Annotated in this window: 20 protein-coding genes and 1 pseudogene; 12 read left to right on the top strand and 9 right to left on the bottom strand. The window is 71.0% G+C overall.

What is annotated here, in order from left to right:
* Positions 1–150 precede the first annotated feature (150 nt).
* On the top strand, positions 151–1,740 hold the full coding sequence (locus ACIRL2_RS38935) for an MFS transporter (protein ID WP_402238732.1): 1,590 nt from the start codon (positions 151–153) through the stop codon (positions 1,738–1,740).
* Between the two features lie 771 nt (positions 1,741–2,511).
* Here ACIRL2_RS38935 and ACIRL2_RS38930 read toward each other — a convergent pair.
* Positions 2,512–4,110 carry an MFS transporter gene (locus tag ACIRL2_RS38930; RefSeq protein WP_402238730.1) on the bottom strand — a complete coding sequence of 533 codons (1,599 nt, stop codon included), beginning with the start codon at positions 4,108–4,110 and terminating at the stop codon, positions 2,512–2,514.
* A gap of 433 nt (positions 4,111–4,543) precedes the next feature.
* Between ACIRL2_RS38930 and ACIRL2_RS38925 the strand changes: the two are divergent.
* The 3 genes and pseudogenes from ACIRL2_RS38925 to ACIRL2_RS38915 form a co-directional block, all read left to right on the top strand.
* Positions 4,544–4,693: pseudogene (locus tag ACIRL2_RS38925) on the top strand (helix-turn-helix domain-containing protein); the annotation flags it as partial.
* Positions 4,694–4,994: 301 nt separating this feature from the next.
* Positions 4,995–6,218, top strand: a complete 1,224-nt coding sequence (locus ACIRL2_RS38920; RefSeq protein WP_402238727.1) for an NAD(P)/FAD-dependent oxidoreductase — start codon at positions 4,995–4,997, stop codon at positions 6,216–6,218.
* Between the two features lie 10 nt (positions 6,219–6,228).
* On the top strand, positions 6,229–7,194 hold the full coding sequence (locus tag ACIRL2_RS38915; protein ID WP_402238724.1) for a sigma-70 family RNA polymerase sigma factor: 966 nt from the start codon (positions 6,229–6,231) through the stop codon (positions 7,192–7,194).
* Between the two features lie 377 nt (positions 7,195–7,571).
* Here ACIRL2_RS38915 and ACIRL2_RS38910 read toward each other — a convergent pair whose 3' ends face one another.
* Both ACIRL2_RS38910 and ACIRL2_RS38905 read right to left on the bottom strand, forming a co-directional pair.
* Positions 7,572–8,042, bottom strand: coding sequence for an ArsI/CadI family heavy metal resistance metalloenzyme (locus ACIRL2_RS38910; protein WP_402238722.1), 471 nt, complete (start codon positions 8,040–8,042; stop codon positions 7,572–7,574).
* A 40-nt stretch (positions 8,043–8,082) separates the two neighbouring features.
* Positions 8,083–8,262 (bottom strand): hypothetical protein, encoded by a 180-nt coding sequence (locus ACIRL2_RS38905; protein ID WP_402238719.1) that lies wholly within the window; start codon positions 8,260–8,262, stop codon positions 8,083–8,085.
* A gap of 74 nt (positions 8,263–8,336) precedes the next feature.
* Between ACIRL2_RS38905 and ACIRL2_RS38900 the strand changes: the two genes are divergently transcribed.
* Complete coding sequence (locus tag ACIRL2_RS38900; protein WP_395870941.1) at positions 8,337–8,690, top strand: ArsR/SmtB family transcription factor; 354 nt, start codon at positions 8,337–8,339, stop codon at positions 8,688–8,690.
* Here ACIRL2_RS38900 and ACIRL2_RS38895 read toward each other — a convergent pair.
* Both ACIRL2_RS38895 and ACIRL2_RS38890 read right to left on the bottom strand, forming a co-directional pair.
* Positions 8,633–9,568 carry an NAD(P)-binding domain-containing protein gene (locus tag ACIRL2_RS38895; protein WP_402238905.1) on the bottom strand — a complete coding sequence of 312 codons (936 nt, stop codon included), beginning with the start codon at positions 9,566–9,568 and terminating at the stop codon, positions 8,633–8,635. The genes ACIRL2_RS38900 and ACIRL2_RS38895 overlap by 58 nt on opposite strands.
* 207 nt (positions 9,569–9,775) lie before the next feature.
* Entirely contained in the window at positions 9,776–10,150 is a 375-nt protein-coding gene (locus tag ACIRL2_RS38890; RefSeq protein ID WP_395870943.1) for an ArsR/SmtB family transcription factor, read from the bottom strand.
* A gap of 105 nt (positions 10,151–10,255) precedes the next feature.
* Here ACIRL2_RS38890 and ACIRL2_RS38885 point away from each other — a divergent pair, with 105 nt between their 5' ends.
* Genes ACIRL2_RS38885 through ACIRL2_RS38875 form a run of 3 tightly spaced genes read left to right on the top strand, consistent with a single transcriptional unit; the run spans position 10,256 to position 13,176 of the window.
* A complete protein-coding gene (locus tag ACIRL2_RS38885) occupies positions 10,256–11,743 on the top strand; it encodes an FAD-dependent oxidoreductase (RefSeq protein ID WP_402238716.1) in 1,488 nt (495 codons plus the stop codon).
* 39 nt (positions 11,744–11,782) lie between these two features.
* The gene (locus ACIRL2_RS38880) at positions 11,783–13,036 is read left to right on the top strand and encodes an MFS transporter (RefSeq protein ID WP_402238713.1); all 1,254 of its coding nucleotides are present in this window, start codon (positions 11,783–11,785) and stop codon (positions 13,034–13,036) included.
* Positions 13,033–13,176, top strand: coding sequence for a hypothetical protein (locus ACIRL2_RS38875; protein WP_395870949.1), 144 nt, complete (start codon positions 13,033–13,035; stop codon positions 13,174–13,176). The genes ACIRL2_RS38880 and ACIRL2_RS38875 overlap by 4 nt, the downstream gene beginning before the upstream one ends.
* Before the next feature lie 36 nt (positions 13,177–13,212).
* Here ACIRL2_RS38875 and ACIRL2_RS38870 read toward each other — a convergent pair whose 3' ends face one another.
* The 3 genes from ACIRL2_RS38870 to ACIRL2_RS38860 all read right to left on the bottom strand — a co-directional run bounded on the left by ACIRL2_RS38870 (position 13,213) and on the right by ACIRL2_RS38860 (position 15,730).
* The gene (locus ACIRL2_RS38870) at positions 13,213–13,995 is read right to left on the bottom strand and encodes a sulfite exporter TauE/SafE family protein (RefSeq protein ID WP_395870951.1); all 783 of its coding nucleotides are present in this window, start codon (positions 13,993–13,995) and stop codon (positions 13,213–13,215) included.
* A 329-nt stretch (positions 13,996–14,324) separates the two neighbouring features.
* Complete coding sequence (arsB, locus tag ACIRL2_RS38865; protein ID WP_402238709.1) at positions 14,325–15,419, bottom strand: ACR3 family arsenite efflux transporter; 1,095 nt, start codon at positions 15,417–15,419, stop codon at positions 14,325–14,327.
* The gene (locus tag ACIRL2_RS38860) at positions 15,419–15,730 is read right to left on the bottom strand and encodes an ArsR/SmtB family transcription factor (protein ID WP_402238708.1); all 312 of its coding nucleotides are present in this window, start codon (positions 15,728–15,730) and stop codon (positions 15,419–15,421) included. The genes arsB and ACIRL2_RS38860 overlap by 1 nt, the downstream gene beginning before the upstream one ends.
* A 61-nt stretch (positions 15,731–15,791) precedes the next feature.
* Here ACIRL2_RS38860 and ACIRL2_RS38855 point away from each other — a divergent pair, with 61 nt between their 5' ends.
* Both ACIRL2_RS38855 and ACIRL2_RS38850 read left to right on the top strand, forming a co-directional pair.
* The gene (locus ACIRL2_RS38855) at positions 15,792–16,592 is read left to right on the top strand and encodes a low molecular weight phosphatase family protein (RefSeq protein WP_402238707.1); all 801 of its coding nucleotides are present in this window, start codon (positions 15,792–15,794) and stop codon (positions 16,590–16,592) included.
* On the top strand, positions 16,519–16,872 hold the full coding sequence (locus tag ACIRL2_RS38850; protein WP_402238705.1) for an arsenate reductase ArsC: 354 nt from the start codon (positions 16,519–16,521) through the stop codon (positions 16,870–16,872). The genes ACIRL2_RS38855 and ACIRL2_RS38850 overlap by 74 nt, the downstream gene beginning before the upstream one ends.
* Positions 16,873–17,104: 232 nt before the next feature.
* Here the strand turns inward: ACIRL2_RS38850 and ACIRL2_RS38845 are convergent, their stop codons facing one another.
* Positions 17,105–17,251 carry a hypothetical protein gene (locus ACIRL2_RS38845; protein ID WP_402238703.1) on the bottom strand — a complete coding sequence of 49 codons (147 nt, stop codon included), beginning with the start codon at positions 17,249–17,251 and terminating at the stop codon, positions 17,105–17,107.
* A gap of 1,235 nt (positions 17,252–18,486) precedes the next feature.
* Here ACIRL2_RS38845 and ACIRL2_RS38840 point away from each other — a divergent pair.
* Complete coding sequence (locus tag ACIRL2_RS38840) at positions 18,487–20,178, top strand: hypothetical protein (protein ID WP_402238701.1); 1,692 nt, start codon at positions 18,487–18,489, stop codon at positions 20,176–20,178.
* A gap of 700 nt (positions 20,179–20,878) precedes the next feature.
* Entirely contained in the window at positions 20,879–21,148 is a 270-nt protein-coding gene (locus ACIRL2_RS38835) for an HGxxPAAW family protein (protein ID WP_402238698.1), read from the top strand.
* The last annotated feature ends 300 nt before the right edge of the window (positions 21,149–21,448 follow it).

Raw genomic sequence — 21,448 nt, 5'->3', positions numbered from 1 at the left:
ACACGAAGACATGCGTGACGTAATTCCGGCGTGACGATATCTGCTCCGTGTCGAAATGCGCAATCACCAGCATCGATAATGCGTTGATGTCACAAGTGGTCGTGCGTATTGTGTACGCAACCGTCGTGTGTGTCGCAGCAAGGGGATCTCATGTCAACGCCTGACCAGCCCGGGGAGACCGTGTTCAAAGCCGGCACGCGGGAGTGGATCGGTCTCGCCGTCCTGGTCCTGCCCTGCATGCTCGTGTCGATGGACATGTCGGTTCTGTTCATGGCGCTGCCCTTCCTCAGCTCAGACCTCGAGCCCAGCAGCAGTGAACTGCTGTGGATCATGGACGCCTACGGATTCCTGCTCGCAGGTCTGCTCATCACCATGGGCACCGTCGGCGACCGCATCGGCCGCCGACGCCTGTTGCTCATGGGTGCGGTCGGGTTCGGCTCCGCGTCGATCCTCGCGGCATACGCGACCAGTCCGGCCGCACTGATCGCGGCCCGCGCGCTGCTCGGGGTCGCGGGTGCCACCCTCGCACCGTCCACGCTGTCACTGATCCGCAACATGTTCCACGACCCCGGCCAGCGCAGCGCCGCGATCGGCATCTGGACCGCCGGTTTCGCCGGCGGCGGAGTGCTCGGCCCGATCCTCGGTGGTGTGCTCCTCGAACACTTCTGGTGGGGCTCGGTGTTCCTGGTCAACGTGCCGGTCATGCTGCTGCTCTTGGCGCTGGGCCCGGTGCTGCTGCCGGAGTTCCGCGATCCGCGGCCCGGCCGGTTCGACGTCCCCGGGGCGGTGTTGTCGCTCGTCGCGGTCGTCGGTGTCGTCTACGGGATCAAGAAGATCGCCGAGAACGGCTTCTCGTGGACGTATGTCTCGGTCAGTGTGGTCGGGGCGGCCGTGGGGGCGGCCTTCCTGCACCGCCAGCGGGTCATCGAGCATCCGATGCTCGACGTCACGCTGTTCAGGTCGCGGGTGTTCAGCGTCTCGCTCGGCACCAACTGGCTCATGATGCTCGGGCTCGTCGGATTCGGGCTGTTCTCCTCGCAGTTCCTGCAACTCGTCCTCGGCATGGGCCCGTTGGAATCGGCGCTGTGGTCGCTGCCCGCGTTCCTGGTGATGCCGGTGGGTGTCGCACTCGGTACCGTGCTCGCGCCGAGAATCGGCAAACCCAACGTGATCGTGCTCGGATTGACCATCTCGGGCGTCGGATACCTGATCCTGTCCCGGATCCAGGCCGATGCGAGCGTCTGGCACCTGCTGGTCCCCAACGCGGTCACCGCGTTCGGCATCGGTGCGGTGTTCGCTCTGGTCACCGATCTCATCCTGGCGGCGGCACCACCCGAGCGCGCCGGTTCCGCTTCGGCGCTCTCCGAGACCGCGGCCGAGTTCGGCGGCGCGCTGGGCATCGCCGTGTTGGGGAGCATCGGTACGGCGATCTACCGCGGTCACCTCCAGGACAACGCGCCCCGGGCGCTTTCGCCGGAGCAGGTCCACGCCGCCCAGGACACCCTGGGTGGAGCGGTGGAGACTGCGGCCGTCGTCCCACCGGAGACCGGGCGGCAGTTGCTCGACGCTGCGTTCGAGGCGTTCGCCCGCGAGATGCGGGTGATCGCGTTCGTGGCCGCGGGTCTCATGGCGCTGACCGCCGTCCTGGTCGGAACGCTGCTGCGGGGCACTCGCGGGAACGAAGCCGTCCGAGCAGAACCGGCCCCCGAACCGTCAGCCGTGTCGTCACCGGCGGGCTGACCCCCGGCAACGAGCGACCCGCGGGACTCGCCCGGCCGCGACCGGCCGGGCACCCCGCAGCGCTCGCGACGTTGTGGGCAGCCCGACCGGGTTCTCCGCGTCAGGCACAGGAACGCACCGACCCGCGCGAGCACAGCCGGACGCCGGGCCACCGTCGGGGTGTTCCCGTACCTGACCCACAAGACATCCTGGTTTGCGGTGATCGAACTCCGACGAGACGAACGGGACGGTCGTCAAACATCGGTGAGCCCGGTCAAGGTCCGATGAGACTGAACCTCTCGTCGGCTGGAGGCGGCATCGGAACGTGAGACCCGCCGCGAATCCAACGAGGTCACCTGAGCCAACGACAACGTTGTGTGAGACGGGACTTCGGGAGACACCGGCCGCATCCGACCCCCCCGGTTCGGTCTCTCACAAACGGTCGGATGAGACACAGCGGGCGACACCGCGAAACGTGCCCGAATCGCCCCGGGTTCCGGTCGCACAATTACTCGCACAACCTCGCGCGTGTGCGAGACGGTTCTGCGTCGCTGAAAGGCATGGAATGGACCCCGGCACGGTGTCAGCTTTCGAGGTCGGTGCGCTGGTGGCTGGAGACGCCTGCACGTGGTATCCGGGGGCGGGTAGCAGCCGCCGTACAGCCGTTAACGCCCGAGGTTGATCGTGGCTCCGTGGGGTGATCGCGGTTCGATGAAGTCCCTTGTTCGCGTGCCTGTTTGATCATCTGCCTCCGTCGACTTCGGAAGCATTCCGAATCGATCGGTCATGCGGTCATCGGGCGGCGACGGTCTCGGTGTCCTGTGCCTCGTCCGATGCAGCCGCAGGGGTGGCATGCTTCGGGCCGCGGACGGCGATGTACACGAGCAGTACGCCCATGACGGCGACGCCTGCCCACATGGACTGCTGCCATCCGTCGACGAAGGACTGTCGTGCGGCGTGGATCAGGTCCGCCTCGTGGGGGCCGGCGCTGCCCGAGGCCTCGAGCGCGTTGGCGATGCCTTCCCGTGCGGTGTCCGCGGTCTCCTGGGGGATGCCGTCCAGCCTGTCGTCGATGGCGTTGCGGTAGCCGGCCGACAGGAGCGCGCCGAGCATGGCGACGCCGAGTGCGGTGCCGAATTCGCGGGTGACGTCGTTGAGCGCGGAGGCGACGCCTTGGTTCTCGCTCGGCAGCGAGCGGGTGATCGCCTCGGTGGAGGGCACCATGGACAGGCCCATGCCGATGCCCATGACCACAATGCCGGGCAGGATCGACAGGTAGCCGCCGTCGACGGAGGCGAACAGGGCCATGAGCGCCAGGCCGGCGCCGGTCAGCGCGATCCCCGCGGCCATGGTCGGGCGGGCGCCGATCCGCGCGGCGAGCCTGGGCGCCAGGTTGGAGGACAGGATCATCGCGATGGCCAGGGGCATCAGCGCCGCCGCGGACAGCAGCCCCGACCAGCCGAGCACGGCCTGGAGGAACGGGAAGAGGACCACTTGGGTACCCGCCTGGACACCGAAGACCACTACCAGCGTGATCGAGCCGCCGGACAGGCCGCGGTCACGGAACAGCCGTACGTCCAGCAACGCGGCGTCGCGGCGGTGCAGTTCCCAGGCCACGAAACCGGCCGCGGCGACGAGACCGACGGCGAGGCCGATCAGCGTCGCCGGTGCGGTCCAGCCGCGCTCGGGGCCCTCCTGCAGGACGAAGACCAGGCCGGCAACGGCGACGATGGAAACCAGTCCGCCTATGGTGTCGAAGGCGTGGGCGGAGCGCTCACGGGAGTTGGGAACCGACTTCAGCGTCATGCCCAGGGCCACGACGACCAGGGATACCGGCAGGACGAACAGCCAACGCCAGTCGGCGACGTCGACGAGAAGGGCGGACAGGAACATGCCCAGGACGCCGCCGCCTCCGGCGACGCCGGTCCACACGCCGATCGCCTTTCCACGCTGCTCCTCGGGGAAGGTGGAGGTGATGACGGCCAGGGTGATGGGCATGATCATTCCCGCACCCACACCGCTCGCGGCGCGCGCGGCCAGCATCACCTCGGCAGTCGGGGCCACGGCCGCCGCAATGCTCCCGACGCCGAAGACGGCCAGCCCCGCGACCAGCATGGGCTTGCGGCCCAAGCGGTCACCGATCGCGCCGAGCGGAAGCAGCAGCGCGGCCAGGGTGAGGGTGTAGATGTTGACGATCCACAGGACCGTGCTCTGCGAGGTGTCGAAGTCGACGGCCATCTCCGTCTGGGCGACGATCAGTCCGGACACGGACGCGATGACGGCCATCAGCGCCATCGACACGGCGATCAGGATCGCGCGCAGCTGACGCGCATCCGGCGCACCACCGCTGCTGCCGTCAGCGGGTACCGCCTGTACAGGGCTCGTACTCATGAGGATTCCTCTCAAAAGGGCATACGGAGTCAGCGCCAGAGCAGAACCGTTCACCGAGTGAATGGGGAGGGTTCCGACCGCCCCGCGCAGCGCTTGGCGGGGTGGCACGGTGAGCCGGTGCGGGGCCACGTCAGGTGGAGGCGCCCTGTGCCGCGGCGAGGGCCCCGTCGGTGTCGGCGGCAGCCATCGGGGCGTTCGATGTGGGAGACCGCCCCGCGCCCCACGGCGAAGGCTTCGGCTGGGGCGGTCAGGTCTGTGACGTTGCAGGCCGGCCGCACGCCCAGGTCCTCTCTTCGGGTCGCTTGCTCTCGGGGAGTTGAGCGGAACAGCGACCCGATTCCTGACAGGAACTGCGAGTGGCATGAGTCACAGAGCGGCAGGAGCGCAGCCCGACTGTGCTCGTGACGGAGGCCGAGCTGAACGAGGTGGGCTGGTGCCGATCGCCGTCGACATCAACGTCATGCTCGCCAAGCGAAATATGTCGGTGGGTGAACTCGCCGACCGCATCGGCATCACACCCGCCGACGTTGCAGTGCTCAAGGACGGTCGCGCCACGACTGTCCGTTTCACCACCCTCGCCGCACCGTGAGGATCAAGGGCCGGCAGACGCATGGTCCTTGCCGTGCGGGTGCGACGGTTCGCGTGCGACCGGACGTGCTGTTCGCTGAGCGGTCGACCCCGCTTCGCTGCTGTGTTGCAGGGGCCGCACCGCCCCTGCCCGCAGCCGCACCGTGCTGACCCGGCGGAGCTTGTGCGCCGCCGCGGTCATTCCCGGGAGGTGCTCCTGCTCGCCCTGTGACCCACGCCACACGCAGTTCCTGTCAGGAATCGGGGCGCTGTCCCGCTCAACTCACGAAGAGCAAGCGAACTGACAGGAGCGAGACATGAAGCACCGCATCGTCGTCCTGGGCGCCGGCTACGCGGGGGCCTACGTCGCCGGGAACCTGGCGCGCCGGCTGTCCCCGGCGGAGGTCGAGGTCACCGTGGTCAACGCCGTGCCGGACTTCGTCCAGCGACTGCGGCTGCACCAGCTCGCCGCCGGCCGGCAGATCGACGCCCCGAAACTCGCCGACGTCTTCGCGGGCACCGCGATACGGCTGCGCCTGGCCAGGATCACCGCCGTCGACCCGGAGCGCCGGGTCGTCACGGTGGCCGACGCGAACGGCGGCGGCGAACTCGGCTACGACACACTCCTGTACGCGCTCGGCAGCCACGGCGACAACGGCGCCGTCCCCGGCGCGGCCGAGCACGCCTTCGACATCGCCGCCCGGCCCTCGGCGCTGCGCCTGCGCGAGCGCCTGGACAGTCTGGGTGGGCGGGGCGAAGGCGGGAATGCCTTGGTGGTCGGCGACGGGTTGACCGGCATCGAGACCGCCACCGAGATCGCCGAGTCCCGGCCCGGGCTGTCGGTGACACTGATCGCCCGCGGCGAGCTCGGTGCCCGGCTGTCCGCCGGGGCCCGCGGCCACCTGCGCCGGGCCTGCGACCGGCTGGGCGTCACCGTCCTGGAGCACACCAGCGTGGAAGCTGTCGAGGCGGCGCGGGTGTTGTGCGCGGACGGCAGCGTCCTGGCGTCGGATGCGACCGTCTGGACGGCCGGGTTCGCGGTCGACCCCCTCGCCGCCGCCGGCGGGCTGGAGGTCACCGACCAGGGTCGGATCGTCGTCGACCGCAGCATGAGGTCGGTGTCGCACCCGAACGTCTACGCCGTCGGCGACAGCGCCTACGCCATCGGCGACAACGGCAAGCCTCTGCCGATGTCCTGCGCGACGGCCGGCTACACCGGCATGCAGGCCATGAACGCGATCGTGGGAGGCCTGACCGGCCGCAAGGTCGCGAACGTCAAGCTGGTCTACGCGTTCAACCACATCAGCCTCGGACGACGCGACGGGCTCTGGCAGACGGTCGACGACCAAGCCCAGCCGAAGCCCAAGTATGTGAGCGGCCGCAAAGCCGCTCGAATCAAGTCGGGCATTCTCAAGCTGTCGCTGTGGACCACCTCGCACCCGACCTTCTGCCTGCCCACGCGCAAGCACCGCCTGGCCACCGCACCGAACACAGCCACCGACCGGGTGGCCGCCGACAAGCCCGGCCGCGCCGCCGCCTAGGGTCGTCCCCGTGGACAACAGCACCGCCGTCGACCGCTTCGACATCAACCGGTTCGAGGCCGGCCGCAACCGGCTGGCCTCGCTGGCGTACCGCATGCTGGGCTCCGCCGCCGACGCCGAAGACGCCGTGCAGGACGCGTTCCTGCACTGGCAGGCTGCCGACCGGCAGCAGATCAAGGCGCCGGAAGCTTGGCTGACCAAGGTCGTCACCAACCTGTGCCTGGACAAGCTCCGCTCCGCGCACACCCGCCGCGAACGCACCGCCGGCGCCTGGCTGCCCGAACCACTCCTGGCAGGCGACCCGATGCTCGGCCCGGCCGACACCTTCGAGCAGCGCGAATCGGTCTCCCTCGCGATGCTGACCCTCATGGAACGCCTGACACCGCTGGAGCGGGCCGTCTACCTCCTGCGCGAGGCGTTCTCCTACCACCACGCCGAGATCGCAGACATCCTCGACATCACCGACTCCGCCAGCCAGCAGCACCTCCACCGGGCCCGGCACCGCATCACCGCCGAGCGCCGCCGCAGCGGCGGCGAAGTCGACCCGGCGTCCGCCCGCCGGATCGTCGAGGAATTCCTCGCCGCCGCGTCCTCGGGCCGTACCGAACGGCTGGTGGCGCTGCTCACCGACGACGCCATCGCCGTCTCCGACTCCAACCTCGCGGGCCTGGCCGAGAAGCTGCTGCGCTACGACACCCCGCAGCGCATCGCCGCCATCGCCCGGGCCGGCTTCAAACCCGCACCCGCGAAACGCCGACTCGCCGGCGGCCCGCCCGCCGCCCACTACGCGGTCGTCAACGGCGCCCCCGCCATCCTTTTCGTGCTCGCCGACCGGGTCGTCGGCTCCGTCACGTTCGACATCGCCGACGGCAGGATCGCCACCGTGCGCGGCATCGCCGCCCCCACCCGCCTCGCCCGCCTCACCCAAGCCTGGCGTCGGCAGGAACCGGACACGCCGCTCATCACGCAGTGGTGATCCGCCGCCGACCGGCACCCAAGGGCACGTCCGGCGCCCTGCAGCCGTTCCCGGACCCGTCGTTCCCCAATGCCGACAGCGACGGCGAGTACAGCTACCTCCGCCCCCGCGAGGCGTACTCCGTCAAGCGACGTATCCAGCGTGGAGAACAGCAGTTCCAGAGCTTCTACGATTCCGTCTCCACCAGCCACACCACCTTTGACTCCGGCAACCCGGTACGTGACCAGGCCGGCCAGGCCGCGATCCCGCCCCGTCCCGGCAGGTGTGCGGGTCCGACGACGGTGCATGAGTGGCCGCCGCGGGTGGCCGCTCGATCGGTGTCGCCCGCCGCTGCGCCGCGGGGTTTGCGTTGCACCGACGCCGAGCCCGCCCGGTCCTCAGCCGCAGCAGCCGCTCGTGACCTGTTCGCCCGCGCCGGCCCCTGCCGGGGTGTCAGCAACGGGGGTGCAGCAAGCACTGTCGGGTGCCTTGGTCATGGTGTCGGCGTCGGCCTTGACCACGTAGACCTCCCAGGGTTCGTTGCCCGGGCCACTGACCCAGACCTTGTCCTGGAGGGCGAAGCAGCAGGTGGTGTCGTTCTCCTCGCGGGTGGTCAGGCCGGCGTCGGCGAGGCGATCGGTGGCGGCGGTGACCTGGTCGGTGGTCTCGACCTCGACGCCGAGGTGGTCCATGACGGTGTCGTTGCCGGGCTCGCCCTGGATCAGCACGAGCTTGAGCGGCGGCTCGGCGACGGCGAAGTTCGCGTAGCCCTCGCGGAGCTTGGCGGGTTCGGTGCCGAAGAGCTTGGTGTAGAAGGCGATCGAGGCTTCGAGGTCGGCGACGCGCAGGGCGAGTTGGACGCGGGACATGGTGATCCTCCGGTGGGTGCGGGGTGGTCGGGTGGGCGGTTCAGCGGGAGTACGCGGACACGGACGCGCCGGTGCGGTCGAGGTGGGCCCGGGCGCGGCAGCGGTTGTCGCAGACCTCGCCGGTGCCCTCGGGCAGGACGACGTCGCCCAGGCGGCGTTCGCGGCGGTGGGCGCGGGCCGCGTCCAGGGTGCGGCGGGCGTTTTCGATGACGGCGTTCACGACGACCTCCTGTATTGACGTCTGTCGATACAAGAGAGTTTGGCTCTTGATTCGTCATCTGTCAATATCGAAGGATGTCGAAGTCTCTGGGGTTGGACGTGGTCGGGTCGAGCGGGGCGGCGTGCTGCCCGCCGGTGGTGCGCGAGGCGCTGGGAGTGTCGGACGCGGAACGCCTGGCGGTGATGTTCAAGGGGTTGGGTGATCCGGTGCGCCTGCGGTTGTTCTCGGCGATCGCCTCGCACGCGAACGGCGAGGCGTGCGTGTGCGACCTGCCGGACGTCGGCCTGTCCCAGCCGACGGTCAGCCATCACCTGAAGAAGCTGCGCGAGGCCGGGCTGGTGACCAGCGAGCGCCGGGGCACGTGGGTGTACTACCGAATCGATCCGCAGGCGCTCGCGATGCTGGCGGGCGTGCTCGCGGCGGGCTGACCCGACACGGGCCCGGTCGGCGCACGGTCTTGCGGAGTCGGTTCAGGACGTGGGCGGCGTCGCGGGCGGAGCCGCGCAGGCTCGCGGAGGACAGGCTGCGCTGCCATTCCAGGCCGACGTAGCCGAGACCGGGACGGTGGTGGAAGCGCCCTTGTCGTGCGGCGGCAGGCCGTCGGTGTCGAGGGCGCCGGCGGCGTCGAGGTAGTCCAGGGGGGCGGTAGCCGGTGGCCAGGACGACGGCGTCGAGGCGTTCGTCGGGGCCGTCGGCCCATACGATCGAGTTCGTGGTCTGGTGGGCGAACATCGGCCGCGGGTTGGGGTTCCCGGTCTCGAGTGCCGCGTGATGGCGGCCGTCGTCGATGACCGCCATGGTCCTGCCGCCGAGTTGCGAGTGGGGCGATGTCGAGGACGGTGTGCCCCAGCCACCAGTGCAGCTCCCTGCCCAGCACACGCTGCCTGGCCCACTTCAACGGGCCTCGCGTCGCGAGCGAGACGCGGGCGACGTCGGCGAGGTCGACGGCTCTCTGCACGGCCGAGTTGCCGCCGCCCACGACGACGACCCGCATGCCGTCGAAGTCCTTGGGGTTGCGGTAGTGCGAGGCGTGCAGGACCCGCCCCTCGAAGACGTCCAGGCCGGGGAGAGCGGGAAGGTGGGGGCGGCCGAAGCCTCCGGTCGCGGCGATCACCCTCGGCGTCGACAGTCGCGCGCCGCCCTCGGTTTCGACGAGAAGGGCGTCGCCGTCGTGGGTCACGGCGGTGACCCGGGTGTCGGTGCGGATGTCGGCGTCCGGGCAGGCGGCGTAGGCACGGAGGTATTCCACGACCTCGTCGCGGGTGGGGTAGCGGTCCGGATCGCCAGGGAACGGGGCGCCGGGCAGGGACGAGAACCGTGCCGGGGAGAAGAGCGTGAGGCTGTCGTATCAAGCGCGGCGGGTCGCTGGTGTCGGTGCGCGACGGTCGGGCGGTGCGCTACCGCGCGGACCCCGAGCGCATCGCACCGCGACTGGACGCGCTCAAAGGCGTACCTGATCCAGTGCTGCCGGCCCACCGGATGCGGGGCGACTCCAACTGTTGAGGCGCGAGGGTCAGCCGCAGTCGGCGCCGGTGCGGCAGGCGTCCAGGCCCTCGGGGCTGGCCGAGGCGAGGGTGGCGAGCAGGCGCATCGGGGTCACCAGCGCCTCGCAGCACAGCGCGTACACGTTCGCCCGCCCACGCGGCGTCACGGTCACCAGGCCCTGCTCGCGCAGGGGCGCGAGGTGGTGGCTGACCAGGGTCTGGCCCATGCCGGTGGCGTCGGTCAGCTCGCGCACCGTGTGCGGGCGCTCGGCCAACAGCAGCACCAGGGTGAGCCGGTTCTCGTCACCGAGCGCCTTCAGGAGCGGGGCGAGGGTGTGTGCCCGGGTCGCGGCGGTGTCGCCGACGGCGGGGTCCATCAGCAGAACGTCGAGCGTGTTCGTCATGACCCCATTGAACCACGGCGCATGTTGCTATCAACAGTATTTACTGTTTACAGTTGCGTTTGTTGTCGAGCAATCATCGTCGTCGAACGTTCGAGGAGCCCTGCCATGAGCACGCCACAGCAGCAGACCCGCCCGGTCGTGGTCATCGGCGCCGGCCCGATCGGCCTGGCCGCCGCTGCCCACCTGATCGAGCGCGGCCTGGACCCCCTGGTCCTGGAGGCCGGGCCCGCCGCGGGCGCGGCGATCCGCGAGTGGGGACACGTGCGGCTGTTCTCGCCCTGGGAGTACGACACCGACGCCGCCGCCCGCCGCCTGCTGGAGCCCACCGGCTGGACCGCCCCGCCCGCCGGCGAACTGCCCACCGGCGCCGAACTGGTCGACGCCTACCTCGCCCCACTGGCCGCGACCGAGCAACTCGCGCCGCGCATCCGCACCAACACCCGCGTGATCGCGGTGGCGCGGCGCGGCGTGGACAAGACCCGCACCATCGACCGCGACACCCACCCCCTGTTCGTGCGGGTCGCCGGCGCCGACGGTCGCGTCGAGGACATCGAGGCGGCGGCGGTGATCGACGCGTCCGGCACCTGGGGCCGGGCGAACCCCCTGGGGGAGTCCGGACTGCTCGCCCCCGGGGAGGTCGAGGCGGCCCCGTACATCGCCGGCGCCCTGCCCGACGTTCCGGGCCGTGACCGCGACCGCTTAGCCGGCCGGCACACCCTGGTCGTCGGCATGGGGCACTCGGCCGCGAACACCCTGCTCTCGCTGGTGGAACTCGCCGACGCCGAACCGGGCACCCGGATCACGTGGGTGGTGCGCGGCGCGTCGGTGGCGCGGCTGTACGGGGGCGGCGACGCCGACGGGCTCCCGGCGCGCGGCGCGCTCGGCTCCCGGGTCAAGCAGGCGGTCGAGGCGGGCGCGATCACCCTGGTCCGCAACTTCACCATCACCGGCTTCGCCCCAGCCGAGCAGGGCGTGACCGTCGCCGGCACCACTCCCGACGGCCGGCGCGAGATCACCGTCGACACCGTGGTGGCCGCGACCGGCTTCCGTCCCGACCCGGACATGCTGCGCGAGGTCCGCGTCGAACTGGACCCGGGCACCGAGGCCCCGGTGAAGCTGGCGCCGATGATCGACCCCAACTTCCACTCCTGCGGCACCGTGCCCCCACACGGCGAACGCGAACTCGCCCACCCCGAGACCGACTTCTACATCGTCGGCATGAAGTCCTACGGCCGCGCCCCCACGTTCCTGATGGCGACCGGCTACGAGCAGGTCCGCTCGATCGCCGCCGCACTCGCCGGCGACCGCGAGGCCGCCGACACCGTGCACCTGGAACTCCCGGAGACCGGCGTGTGCTCCACGAACCTGCCCGGCGAGGACGAGGCCGGCGGCGGCTGCGGTTCGACGTGTGCTCCGGAGCCGGTCGTCGAGGAAGCCTCCTGCTGCGGAACCCCGGCCGCCGAGCCGGAGCCGGTCGCGGCGTCGTGCTGCGGGACACCCGCCCCGGAACCGGTCACCATCGGTGCCGGGGTCGGGTTCGCGACCGGGCGGGTGCACGGCTACTCGGGCGACGCCGAGCGCGCCGATGCCTGACCCCCGTCACGGCCGGCGCCGCGCCGAGAGCAGGCGCCGGTGACGGCACCCACCCGCACCGCCCGCGCAGCCGCGACCGAGGATCCGCATCGGCCGCGGCTGCGCGCCGTCCTGATCGGGTTGTGCGTCACCGAGATCACCAGCTGGGGCATCCTCTACTACGCCTTCCCCGTCCTCGCGGGCGCGATCGAGGACGACACCGGCTGGTCCCCGCCCGCCACCACCGCCGCGTTCTCCGCCGCGCTGATCGTCGCCGCCGTCGGCGGCATCCCGCTCGGCCGCGTCCTCGACCGACGCGGCCCCCACGCCGCCATGACCCTGGGCTCGGTCCTCGCGACGGTGGCCGTGATCGCCGTGGCCGCCGCTCCCAACATCTGGTGCTTCACCGCCGCGTGGCTGCTCGCCGGGGCGGCGATGACAGCCGTGCTCTACCAACCCGCGTTCGTCGCCCTCACCCGCTGGAACGCCCCGAACCACGTCCCCGCGCTGACCACGGTCACCCTCGTCGCGGGCCTGGCCGGCACCGTCTTCGCCCCACTGACCGCGACGCTGGCCGACCACCTTTCCTGGCGCGGCGTCTACCTCGTCCTCGCCCTGATCCTTGCGGGGGTCACCATCCCCGTCCACGCGGTGATCCTGCGCCGCCCGTGGCCGAAGGCGCCCGCCCCCGCCCCCGCCCCCGATGCGGCGCGGGCCCATGCGAACGCGGGAACGCGGTCGGTGGTGCGCAGTCGCCCGTTCGTGCTCCTGGTTCTCTCGCTGACGATCGCGTGCTTCGCGATGTACGCGGTCATGATCAACCTCGTCCCGCTCCTGACGGAGCGCGGCGCGAGCACCACCCTCGCCGCCTGGGCACTCGGGCTGGGCGGCGTCGGCCAGGTCGCCGGACGCCTGGGCTACGCCGCCCTGGCCCGTTCGACGAGCGTGCGCACCCGCACCACCTGGGTCCTGACCACGGCCGCCGCGACCACGATCGTGTTGGCGTTCGTGCCGGGGCCGGTGTGGCTGCTGATCTCGGTCGCCGTCCTCGCCGGCACCGCGCGCGGCATCACCACCCTCCTGCAGGCCACCGCGATCCCCGACCGGTGGGGCACCGCGTCCTACGGCGCCCTGTCCGGGATCCTCGCCGCGCCGATCATGGCCGCCTCCGCCCTCGCCCCGTTCGCCGGAGCCGCCCTGGCCGAACCCCTGGGCGGCTACCCGCACATGTTCGCCGTCCTGGCCGTCCTGGCCGTCGCCGGCACCCTCCTCGCCCTCGGCAGCATCCCCACCACCGATCCGGAGAAGCAGTGACCGACATCGCCCCCACCGGCGCGCCCACGGTCACCGTCACCCGCATGACGCCCGCCCGCGCGAGCGGCGTCCTGGACGTCTACGGCGACGCCGACCAGGCAGATCAGGGCGTCATCATGTACGCACCCCGCAACGCCTGAGGCCGGCCGACGGGCGGCGCCCGGCGACGGAAGGGTTCAGCGCGTGCCCTGGACGGCGTACAGGACGCCGACGGCGGCCGCCAGGGCGCCGAGGAGTAGCCGCAGCGCCGTCTCGGGCACGTGCGGCTGCAGGCGCGCGCCGAGGTACCCGCCGATCAATCCGCCGAGTCCGCACGCCAGACCGAGCAGCCACTGCGGGGCGACGTCGCCGGGCGCGACCACGGACAGGGCGGCGTAGGTGCCCGCGCCGACCAGGGAGGTGACGAACGTGGAGGCCAGCGCGGCCGGGGCCACGACCGCCACCGGCATCCCGCGGCCCACGAGGATCGGCCCGAGAATGGACCCGCCGCCGATACCGTAGATCCCGCCGACCGTCCCGACGCCGAGCGCGAGCGCGAGGGTGGTCCGCGGCGAGGGCGGCGCCGCGGTTCGAGCGCGGGCCGGACGCAGCGTGCGCGAGCACAACCAGACCCCCAGCGGCAGCAGCAACGCGGCGACCAGCAGCCGGAAGACCCTCGGCCCGGGAACGGCGAACACCCGCACCGCGGCGCCGATCACCACCCCCGGCGCGCTGCCCAGGATCAGCAGCCGGGCAAGGGGCCCGCCCAAGGCCCCGGCTCTGCGGTATCGCGCGAGGGCACCGGGCCCCGCAACGACGTTGAACAGCAGGTTCGTCGGCGTCACCGCCGGGCTCGGCACGCCCAGCACGCTGACCTGTACCGGCAGGAGGAACACCGCGCCCGAGACACCGACCGGGGCGGTCACGACCGATATCAGCATGCCCGCGGTGAAGCCGAGCAGGCCGCCGGACCACGTCAACGCCGGCCCCTTCCCGAACCACCCGGATTCCCCGGGCCAGTATCGAACGTGCCCGACGGCGCCGGACGGGCAGGGCCACGTCGTCGGCCGCACACCGCGCGGCCCGCACGAACGCCGTCGGGTGCGGCGCAGGCGCAACGATCCGGTCGGGCCCAGCCGGTCGACCCGCGGCACTGCCGACCCACGAGATCACCGACGGGATGAGCTCGGCGATCATCCGCGCCGGCAAGCCGGGCGCCTGCGGCTGCCGACCTTTCCGGCGGCCCTCGGGGGAGGGCTTCGCGGTGGGGGCACGGGCGCGGGGAGCACCCGGGCCGCCATCCGGAAGGTCACACGGACGAGGACTCTCGCGCGCGCCGCATGAACGCCAGCGACACGTAGACCAAGGCCACCAGCACGGGCACTTCGATCAGCGGGCCGACGACGCCCGCGAGGGCCTGGCCGGACGTGACACCGAAGGTGCCGATGGCGACCGCGATGGCCAGCTCGAAGTTGTTGCCCGCCGCCGTGAACGCGAGGGTGGCGGTGCGGTCGTACGGGAGGCCGATACCGCGTCCGATGGCGTAGGAGCCGAACCACATCACGGCGAAGTAGACGAGTAGGGGCACGGCGATGCGGGCGACGTCGCCGGGCTCGCTGGTGATGGTGTCGCCCTGGAGCGCGAACAGGATGACGATGGTGAACAGCAGCCCGTACAGGGCGACCGGCCCGATCCTCGGGAGGAACTTCGTCTCGTACCAGTCGCGTCCCTTGGCCTTCTCGCCCTGGCGGCGGGTGACGAATCCGGCCAGCAGGGGGATGCCGAGGAAGACGATCACGTTGACGGCGATCTTCCAGAACGACACGTCCAGGTGTTCCCCGTCGCCCAATCCGAGCCATCCGGGCAGCAGATCGAGGTAGAACCAGCCCAGGACGCCGAACATGACGACCTGGAAGACCGAGTTGAGCGCGACCAGCACCGCAGCGGCCTCGCGGTCGCCGCACGCGAGGTCGTTCCAGATGATCACCATCGCGATGCAGCGAGCCAGCCCGACAATGATCAGGCCGGTGCGGTACTCGGGCAGATCCGACAGGAACATCCAGGCCAGCGCGAACATGATCGCCGGGCCGATGATCCAGTTGATCACCAACGACGACGCCATCAACTTGCGGTCGCCGGTGACGGTGTCCAGGCGGTCGTAGCGGACCTTCGCCAGCACCGGGTACATCATCAGCAGCAGGCCGAGCGCGATCGGCAGCGAGATGCCGCCGATCTCGACCTTGGACAGCGCGTCGTCCAGACCCGGGATCAGCTTGCCCAGGCCGATCCCGATCGCCATGGCCAGGCCGATCCACACCGGCAGGAACCGGTCCAGGGTGGAGAGTTTGCCGACGATCGCGGCGGAGCCGTCCGTCGTCGCGGGCGGGCTGTCGGTGGCGGTCATCAGCAGGGCCTCTTCCGGGCGTTCGCGGCGGTCTCGCGTGCGGTGGCCGCGAGATCCCCCAGGGCGGTGGCGACGACGTCGAGTGCCTCGGGCCTGAGGCGGTAGTAGACGAAGCGCCCGCACGGCTCGGTGTCCACCAGGCCGGCCTCGCGCAGCACCTTGAGGTGGTTGGACAGGTTCGTCTGCCTCGCGCCGGTCTCCTCGATCAGGTGACACACGCACAGCGCCTCGCCCGCGAGCAGCGAGACGATGCGCAGGCGCAGCGGGTCCGCGAGCACCTTCAACACATCAGCATCGACTGACATCATCATGGACTGATACGTTACTGGTGTGGGACGCGGAAAGCGAACCCCCGATCCGAGGAGCCCAGCCATGCCCCGCGCCCTCGTTGCCCTGCCGGCCGGCGGCGAGCGGCGCCTGACCACCGCGTACGCGGGCGTGTTCTCGGCGACGACGGTGCGATCCGTGCTGTACGCCTCGTGCGAGGCGTTGGCCGCGGCCGCCACCGTGACCAAGCATCTGCCGCTGCTCGCGGAGCGGTTCGCCGCCGAGCGCCTGGACGCGCTCGCGCACACCGCGAACGCCGACCGCGAGCCGCGCGTGTTGTTCGTGTGCGCCGCGAACTCCGGGCGCTCCCAGATCGCCGCCGCCCTGTTCAACCGGCACGCCGACGGCGCCGCGAGGGCGTGGTCGGCGGGCACCGCACCCGGCCCGGAGGTCGAGGCGGCCGTGGTCGCCTCGCTCGCCGAGATCGGCATCGACGCCGGCCAGGCGTTCCCCAAGGCGATCACCGACGAGGTCGTGGCCGCGGCCGACGTGGTCATCAGCCTCGGCTGCCTCGACGCCCTGCCCCCGATCGCGGGCCGCCGCTACGCGGACCGGCCCGTCGCCGACCCCGGCGGCGGCCTGGCCGAGACCGTCCGCACCATCCGCGACGAGATCGACACCCGCGTCACCGCACTCCTCACCGACCTGCGCACCACCACCGCCACGCCACACTCCTGGCCGTCCGGCTCCACACCTGTACCGAAAGGACCCCGCCATGTCCGACAAGCCCTCCGTGCTGTTCGTCTGCGTCCACAACGCCGGCCGCTCCCAGATGGCCGCAGGCTTCCTCGAACACCTGGGCCAAGGCGCCATCGAGGTCCGCTCCGCCGGTTCGATCCCCGGTGACCAGGTCAACCCGGCCGCGGTCGAGGCGATGAAGGAGGTCGGCATCGACATCTCCCACGCGACCCCCAAGGTCCTCACCACCGAGGCCGTCCAAGCCTCCGACGTCGTCATCACCATGGGCTGCGGCGACGCCTGCCCGATCTTCCCCGGCAAGCGCTACCTCGACTGGGCCCTCGACGACCCGGCCGGCCAAGGTGTCGACGCCGTCCGCGCGATCCGCGACGAGATCGAGAAGCGCATCAGGACCCTCATCACCGAGATCACCGGGGAACAGGACTGAAGAGGCGACCGACGCGGGACGGCGAAGCCGGGTCGTCGACAGGGGACATCGAGCGGATCAGCGTGCGGGTATCACCGTGTTCAGGATGGTGCCCACCAGGCCGAGGCGATCGTGGACGAGGGTGTACCAGGCCCAGGTACCGCGCTCTTCACGAGTCGGTAGCCCCACGTCGATCAAAACCTTGAGGTGATGACTGATCGTGGGCTGACGCAACCCGAGAGAACCCGACAAATCACAGACACAAGCCCTCCCCGCCGGGGGACGTGGCGATCAGGCTCAACAGTTGCAGGCGCGTGGGGTCGGCGACGGCGTTCAGCGTGGTGGCCAGGGCTTCGGCATCCCCACGAGCCAAGGGAATTGCCTCGTCGTGCTGTGGCATGTGCCGTCCCGGTCACTCGTCATCCCCGCATCGTCCACCATCCGACCTCACGACAGATGAACCCAACCCCGGCCCCGGATGAACAGGCCCCCGGCATCGCTCGGCACGCACATCCACGCCGCCCACCGACGCGTGCACATACGCCGCCGCCGAATGGAGGTCATCGATCGGCCGCTTCGCCCAGGTCGTTCCCACGCCCGGAAGCGCCTCGACGACTCCGACCGTGACGGGCAGGGACGACCGATCACCCTCGCGCCAGGGCGCCCGGCGAGCGGTCACTTCGGAGGGAACCCGCCGCCCAGTCCAAATCATTCAGGGTCAAACCGATGGACCGATCCAGGGCTTCGTTGTCGGCAGGACCCGCGAAGCCGGTCGCGTCCGAGCAGAGTCTCGGCAACTCGTCCCGGCTCACCGGCGGAGTTGGCCAACACGGCGGCGGAACGCCACGCGTCACCCAACCGGCTCGCCATCGGCCGCCACCGACCGGGCGCGTGCATCGGCCCACCATTCGCGATGACCTCGACGACGGATTCCAGCGCGGTTCGCGCCTCGGCACTCGTCAACACCTCCGCCACGCGCGCAGAACACGCAACTCGGCCGACCCCGGCAGGGACACGGCGTCGCGACGGAGCAGGATCCGGCGCGCGTCCGCCCGCGTTCCCGTACACATGCGCGAGGCAGTCACACTCAGGACGGAACGGATTGGACTTGCCTCCTGCAACCACGTTACAACCGTGACAACAGGGCTTTCCGGGACATCTCGTACGGTCTCGACAGCCCCCGAGATTCCAAGAGGCCCTGCCCTCATGCGCCGACAGCAGCAACATCACCCCACCGAGGATCCAAGTCCTGTAAACCGACGCCAAGTTCGGTAAGAAGACGGCTTCTCAGCCGTCACCCGGACGGCCAAGGGAAGTACCCCGGCCAATCTCCAACATCTCGGCCCCCACACGAAGCACCATCCCCGGAATCACGTCGCCGTCCCGGAACAACGGTCGCGTTTCCCCAGTCGATTCCGCCGGCCTGCCGATTAGCGTCTCGCAAGGTGGGCCCGGGAACCGGGCCGTCCGCACATGTGGGTCGAGAGCCCGTGTCCGAACAACAATGAGACCCGAGGACCCATGGCCAACCCGTCGCTCCTCCCGGTTGGCATCGACGAAGCCGCGGCTGAGCCCCCCGACCCGTCGGTACCCGGCCCCCTCGCACGGTTTCGACGTCGAAACGCGTTGGCCGTGATGGTGCCCACGATCGTGTTGGGAGTGCTCGGGTGGCGGCATCGGGCTCTCGCCGACGACGGCGTCATCTTCCTGCGGACCGTCCGCCAGATCCTCGCCGGCAACGGCCCCGTGCTGAACGTGGACGAGCGCGTCGAGGCCAATACGAGCACGCTGTGGCAGTGGCTGCTGGTTCTCCTCGGCGCGATCACGCCGGGCGACCTGGGGTTCGTCGCGGTCATGGCGGGGCTGGTGCTGACCACGGCGGGAGTGGCCGTCGCACTCGACGCCACCAGGCGCCTGTACACGGAGCCCGCGGGCAGGTTGCTCCTTCCCGCGGGTGTGCTGGTGCCACTGGCGGTGCCGGTCTTCTGGGACTACGCAACCGCCGGTCTGGACACCGGGCTCGGCACGTTCTGGCTCGCCGGGTGCTGGTGGCTGCTCGTGCGTTCCCGCGGCGGGACGAGCGCGGGTCGGGCGTGCGCGGATTCCGTCTGGTACGGGCTCGGGGTCCTGGTGCGGCCCGATCTGGCGCTCGTCACCGGGGTGTTCCTCGTGGGTGCGTTGCTCGTGGCGCGGCCCGGCCGCGGCGCGTGCGTCGCACGGATCGCGGCCGCGAGCGCGCTGCCGATCGCGTACGAGGTCTTCCGTGCCGGCTACTACGGCCTGCTGGTCCCGATGCCCGCGCTCACCAAGGAGGCCGGCACGAGCGACCCGGGCCGCGGAATGCGCTACCTCTGGGACTTCACCGCGCCCTACGTCCTGTACGTGCCGGCCCTGCTGTTCCTCGCCGTTCTCGCGGCCTGGTCGATCCGGTCGCGGACCGACCGGCGCAAGCTGGTGGTGCCGCTCACACCGATCGTGTCGGCCCTGGTGGTCACGGTCTACGTGATCAACCTCGGCGGGGACTACATGCATGCCCGGATGCTGCTCCCGGCGATGTTCCTCGCGCTCATGCCCGGGTTGCTACTGCCCGCGACACGCTGGACGAGCCCGGCGGCCGCGATCGTGGGGGTGTGGGCCGTGGCCTGTGTGGGCCCGTGGCACCCTGCGGCCTACCACGGGCACGACGCCTCGACGACCGCACGGATTCGCGACAGCGACATCCGCATCACCGGCACCTCCAACGCCGACCACACGCGTGACTGGGTCCTCACGTTCCCCGGACTGCGTGAGTCGACGGCCGCGGGATTGGCCGCGAATCGTCCCGTCCTGGTGCGACTCGGACCCGATGGCCGGCCCACCACGATGCTGCCGCTGAACCCGGATCACGCCCCGGCCCGAGTATCCATCCCGGGCGGCTTCCTCGGAGTCACCGGCCAAGTGGTCCCGCTCGACCAGTACATCGTCGAGGTCTGGGGCCTGGCCAACAGCGTCGGCGCGCACCTGGAATACACGCCGGGCTGGCAACACAAATGGCCGGGCCACCGCAAACTCATCGACGACGTCTGGCTCCTCGCCCTCGAACTCGACCCTGCGATGCACGAGTTGTCGGCGCCCGGCGTTCCGGGCGTCACCCCCGAGAACCTGGCCGCCGCCCGGCACGCGCTCTCGTGCGGCGACCTGAAGGAACTCCTCGACTCCACCCGTGCACCCCTGAGCCCGAGCCGCTTCCTCCGCAACCTCGCCGGTTCCCACCACCGCACGACACTGCGCATCCCCCGCGACCCCGTGGCGGCGGAACACAAGTTCTGCGGAGACCGGCCGAAGTGAATCCCGCCCGCGCGGGTGTCTGCGGAGAGCAGGGCCATCCGGATCGGGCCCCGGACCACCGGGCACCGATGATCGAGTGGTCGATGCTCGTGCGGGTGATGTCGCGGCGTGCGGGGTCGCACTCACAGCCGCGTTCGTGAACCCGTTCGTCGCCGGAGCGGCCTGCGCCGCAGCAGCCCTTCCGTAGCCCACGGCTGACCATTTCGGGGCATCGTCCACGGTGCGGTTGAGGTGAGCCGAAGTCTGAGTGTGGGAGAGTTCCCGGCCGGCCCGGAAGAGAGTGGGTCCGGGTCGGCGGGAGCTCTCCCACCATCTCCGAACCAGCGGGGCCCGGGGGCGGTGGGCACCGCCTGGAGGAGGAGAGCGGGGCCGACGACGCCCGGTTCGTCGCGGCGCCGGGCGAGTACGGGTACGGCGTCACCTTCGTGACCGCCTGCGCCCACCGCAAGAAGCGCCCGCGCCGACCGCCGACGAGGACGCGTCGGGAAGCGGGGTGCCTACGGCTTGACTCCCTGGCATCGGCCTGTGCCGAAGGGGACTTCGCCTCGCCGGCATGGCTCGTGCTCGGCCGACATGGTGCGCGCCGGATCGGGTAGAGGGCATCACCGGACGAACTTGCGGGGCGGTTTCGGGCGGGCGCATCGGAGTACCGATGGTTGTTTCGGGAGCCCGGGCCGAGGGATCGAGAAGGGGGAAGCGGATGAGCGCGCAGCATGGTGCATCGGCGGCGTCGTGGACGGGGATTTCGGTGATCCTGGTGGGTGCCTTCCTCGGGGGGTTCGCCGTTGTCCTCGCACGGCCGTGGTTGTTCGCCGTCGCGGTGGGCATAGCCGTGCTCGGTGTGGTCGCGGGCAAGGTGATGTCCGTGCTCGGGTTCGGGGCGGCTCCCGGCTACCACCGGCCCGTCGACGAGGCGACACGGGAGGCATGGGCCGCACAGCGCCCCGTGCCCCCGGACAAGGACGTCTGAGGGACCTTTCCGCCGATCCGTGGAACGCACCTGCTCCGCAGCGGTGTTCAGGCCGCGGCGCCGCGTGGCGGCAGGTCTCGGCACGTCCGCGGCCACGAGGCCCGGGCGGAGGGGATCGCGGAGAGTGTTGCGCCGGCGGCTCCGCCTTGGAGCGGGCGGGCCGTCACGTCGTGGTGTCGGCTCCGGGTGGGTCCACGAGGGCGTGGATGCGGGCGGCCAGTTCGGGGTGGGCGGCGGTCAGGTGTGGGCGGGTGGCGTTGAGGGGGTCGATCAGGGCGGCGGGGTCGTCCTGGCCCAGGG

It is taken from the genome of Embleya sp. NPDC127516 (genome assembly GCF_044765325.1).
Lineage (GTDB): Bacteria > Actinomycetota > Actinomycetes > Streptomycetales > Streptomycetaceae > Embleya.
This window is presented reverse-complemented; position numbering and strand designations above follow the sequence as displayed.